Source organism: Curvibacter delicatus NBRC 14919, assembly GCF_001592265.1.
Classification (GTDB): Bacteria; Pseudomonadota; Gammaproteobacteria; order Burkholderiales; family Burkholderiaceae_C; genus Hylemonella; species Hylemonella delicata.
Window position 1 is genome coordinate 1 of sequence record NZ_BCWP01000104.1, and the last position, 781, is coordinate 781.

1 pseudogene is annotated in these 781 nt (G+C 51.3%); it reads left to right on the forward strand.

Annotated features, from left to right (window positions below):
* Positions 1–491, forward strand: a pseudogene (locus CDE01S_RS18790) (hypothetical protein); the annotation flags it as partial.
* Positions 492–781: the final 290 nt, after the last annotated feature.

A 781-nucleotide genomic window follows, 5' to 3' on the forward strand; every position in this document is an offset into this window, starting at 1 on the left:
TGGCCATCAACCCTAGGCAGGCGCCGTCAGCGGTGATTACCCAAATGCGTAACTGCTCACGTATCCTGTCCGAATCGTTGCATGGCGCAATTTGTGCCGATGCCATAGAGATTCCTTGGGCGTCCTGCATCTTGGCGCACCGCTTCAACGAGTTCAAGTGGAAAGACTGGCTTTCAACCATCCAAAGGCCGTTTACTCCGTTCGTAACGGATCGGCCACTGGTCAAAGCAATTAGCAACACCAAAGCTTGGGCCAATCAGCTAGCTCGCCGAGTTCGGTACAAGCGTCATACGCGCTACCCGGCGCTACGTCCTATTGCTGCATCTACAGAAACAGATGCGGCTCGCGTTTCCGATGCGCTTGCCCGCTACGGACGGTGTGAAATTAATTTCGACTGCAGTAAGCCATCGGATATAGCCCGTCAAAAAGAACGAATGCTGGAGCATTGCTCCCTGTTTGCCAGCGACTACAACTTGCTCTTTAACCCATAGTAAGGATCACGGCCAATCATGTTCAAAAACTTATTGCCAGCGGAGTTTTTTAACGTTTTTGGCTAGGAGCGATCAATCAAAGACCTTCCTCCTCGCCCGCCAAAGTTTCCTTGACCAGCTAGATGCGTCTCACGTCAAGTAATTTCTCAAGCATATTGATGCGCTGATATTTTTCGTTGATGCTGCAATCTAAGCCGAGCTTGCGCCGGTTCTCTTCCAGCGAGCGCGGTCCAAATCAGTTCCAGGTCAGAATCCGCGCTCTGGCTCAGGTGTAATTCCATCAAGACGGA